The organism is Sulfuricurvum sp. (genome assembly GCF_049305995.1).
In the GTDB taxonomy this organism is placed as follows: Bacteria; Campylobacterota; Campylobacteria; order Campylobacterales; family Sulfurimonadaceae; genus Sulfuricurvum.
In genome coordinates, this window is the sequence record NZ_JBAQPS010000374.1 from 1 (window position 1) to 2,873 (window position 2,873).

A 2,873-nucleotide genomic window follows, 5' to 3' on the forward strand; every position below is an offset into this window, starting at 1 on the left:
TTATTGGGAGCACTTCAAAAAGGGAGCGAAAGTTTTGATTTGTTGATTAGTGATGTCAACATGCCGGAGATGAACGGGTTAGATCTAGCTAGGTTGATCAAAACCGATGATCGTTATAAAACAAAACCAATCATTGTATTAACCACAGAAAGTTCGGAACAGATGAAAATGGCAGGTAAAGAGATCGGTATTACTGGATGGATGGTAAAACCGTTCAATGATGAAAAATTGGTCAAATCGGTAAAAATGGTACTAGGGGTTTAATATGGAACAAAACACACAGTTATCTCGGCGTGAACGATATCTGACTTTTTTTTTAGGATCGGAACAATACGGTATCGGTATCGATCGGATCAAAGAGATCATCGCTATGATGAAAGTGACGAATGTTCCGAAAACTCCTGATTATATGCGTGGTGTGATCAATCTTCGTGGATCAATTATTCCTGTGGTTGACACAAGACGTCGTTTTGAGATGGAGGATCGTGAGGCAGATATGCATACGGCGATTATTATTATCGAAGTGGATAAAGTGAACATCGGATTTATCGTTGATCGGGTGGAAGAGGTAGCAACTATTGAGAATAGCAATCTCAGCGAACCGCCAAAATTTGGTAACACTATTGATACTGATTTCATCTGCTCTATGGCGCAGATAGGGGAAAACGTCATTATGATTTTGGATGTTTTGAAATTGTTCGAAGCAGATGAATTGCTGAGCTTAGAGCAAATCCAAAAAAATGATAATTCTAAAGGAGAATAAAATGAATTGGTTGGAAAACATGGTGTTGCAAACAAAATTAACACTTTTAACGAGTGTTATGGTGATTGCTATGATTACGTTGGCAATTATGGGTTACAACGCGACTAGCGGATGGCAGGACGATGTAGTTGAAATTGGGGAAAATCGTGTACCTGCCCTCGTCAATGTTGGTCGAATACGCAATGGAATCCAAATGGTAGCCATTCAACAAAACCGTGTACGTGGTTTGAACGGTGATTCTGGAATGCAGTCAAAAATGGTCAATGCATTTGATGAGATGGATAAAGGTTTTGAACGGATTGAGGATGGTCTCAAAGGATACAAAACACTGCCAAAGACAGCAAATGAAAGTAGTGAATTGAGCAAATTTGAAGACAATTATGAAAAATGGCGTGAAGATAGTGAAAAATATCAGCATGAAATCATTGAAAAACTCTCTAAAAGTTCCGATCCGATTGAAATTCAAGCACTGTTTGCAAAAATGACTGAATCGGTTGAATTGATGCGTGAAAATCGTAAAGCTATGGGAAATTCGGTACAAAAAATTTATGATCTTAATAAGCAACTGGTAGAAGATACCAATATTGCTGCAAAAGAAAAATCAAGTAGTTACAAGCAATTATTTATACTTGTATCGATTATATCTATTTTAGTAGCAGTATTTTTGGCTTGGATACTTATTCGTTCCATTAGTCGAGCGATTACATCGAGTGTAATGACGATACGAGATGGGGCGATGCAGATTACGTCAGCATCGGAGCAAGTGGCATCATCATCTAGTTCATTGGCACAAGGGGCGAGCGAGCAGGCGAGCAGTGTCGAAGAGGTGAGCGCGACACTCGAAGAAAGTACGGCGATTAATAGCCAAAATACCGATAACGCACGACAGGCGGATATATTGGCGAAGAATGCTAACGATTCAGCGCGTGCGGGATATGAGAAGGGGGAGCAACTATCACGTTCAATGCACGCGATTACCGAATCGGCAGCGAGGATTTCAGGAATCATCAAAGCGATTGATCAAATAGCATTTCAAACGAATTTATTGGCACTGAATGCGGCAGTGGAGGCGGCACGAGCGGGGGAACACGGTTTAGGCTTTGCGGTCGTAGCGGATGAAGTACGAAATCTAGCACAACGTGCGGCATCAGCGGCAAAAGAGACTTCCAAGATTATCGAAGAGGTAGTTGAGCAGATCAAAGAGGGGAACCAAATTGCTTTAGCAACCCATACCTCATTCCAAGAGATCGTCGATCAGTCCAAAAAAGTATCGGATTTGATCGGAGAGATTGCAATTGCAGGAAAAGAACAAGCAGAGGGGATGAGTCAGATCAATCAGGCGATGGGACAAGTAGATCAGGTGACTCAACAAGTAGCGGCAAATTCGGAAGAAGCAGCGGCAGCGGCAGAAGAACTCAATGCTCAAGCGGCATCAATGATGGAAACCATTAAACTCCTCGCTCAAATGGTCGGGATGGAAAATAATGCACCACTATCCACTGGGCATCGGTCGATAGGATTTCACGATTCACATGCAGTACACGTCTACTGAAGGGACATTTATCATGACAAAACAAGAACAAGTTAAAGCGATATTTATCGAAGAAGCAGGTGAAATCATCGAAAAACTTGATGTCGATATCCTTCGGTTTGAAGATTCTTCAAGCGATTTTGATCTTTTGAATGAAATTTTTCGCGGTGTCCATACCCTTAAAGGAAATGCTAATGCGTTTGGATTTACACGATTAGGCGAATTTGTTCACCATTTCGAAGATGTGCTTGATCATTATCGAAGTACCCAAGAGACGATTGAAACATCGATTTTGGAATTAATCGTCAACAGCGTCGATGTGATTCAAGAGGTGATGGTGTGCGAACTCGATGCGATTACTGATTTGCCTGATCAATATGGAGTTTGTTTGGATGGGATTAAAATGTTGATCGCTTCTAAAAGAAATAGAATGGTTCAGGCAGTTGAATCTTCAACCATGGGACTAGCAGATCTTTCGAGTGAGTTTGGTTTCGAATATGGCAACCAACTGGAAAATTTAATTCGTGAATCTATCATTGTCATGAGAGCAGAGCATGAAGTAGGGATGGAACTCTACCA

The 2,873-nt window shown here is 41.1% G+C and carries 4 protein-coding genes; all 4 read left to right on the forward strand.

All coding sequences use genetic code 11. From position 1 onward, the window contains the following. Nucleotides 1-264: response regulator (locus WA010_RS12485; protein ID WP_422557445.1), on the forward strand; the 264-nt coding region annotated here is incomplete at its 5' end. 1 nt (nucleotide 265) lies between these two features. Beyond that, nucleotides 266-763, forward strand: a complete 498-nt coding sequence (locus tag WA010_RS12490; protein WP_422557446.1) for a chemotaxis protein CheW — start codon at nucleotides 266-268, stop codon at nucleotides 761-763. 1 nt (nucleotide 764) lies between these two features. After that, a complete protein-coding gene (locus WA010_RS12495) occupies nucleotides 765-2,315 on the forward strand; it encodes a methyl-accepting chemotaxis protein (protein ID WP_422557447.1) in 1,551 nt (516 codons plus the stop codon). Continuing rightward, the coding region (locus WA010_RS12500; protein ID WP_422557448.1) for an Hpt domain-containing protein at nucleotides 2,296-2,873 on the forward strand (578 nt) is incomplete at its 3' end. The genes WA010_RS12495 and WA010_RS12500, both read left to right, overlap by 20 nt.

Bases quoted from the DNA above. Each gene is read 5' to 3' on its own strand.
- WA010_RS12490 (WP_422557446.1), top strand. From the start codon at position 266: ATGGAACAAAACACACAGTTATCTCGGCGTGAACGATATCTGACTTTT.
- WA010_RS12495 (WP_422557447.1), top strand. From the start codon at position 765: ATGAATTGGTTGGAAAACATGGTGTTGCAAACAAAATTAACACTTTTA.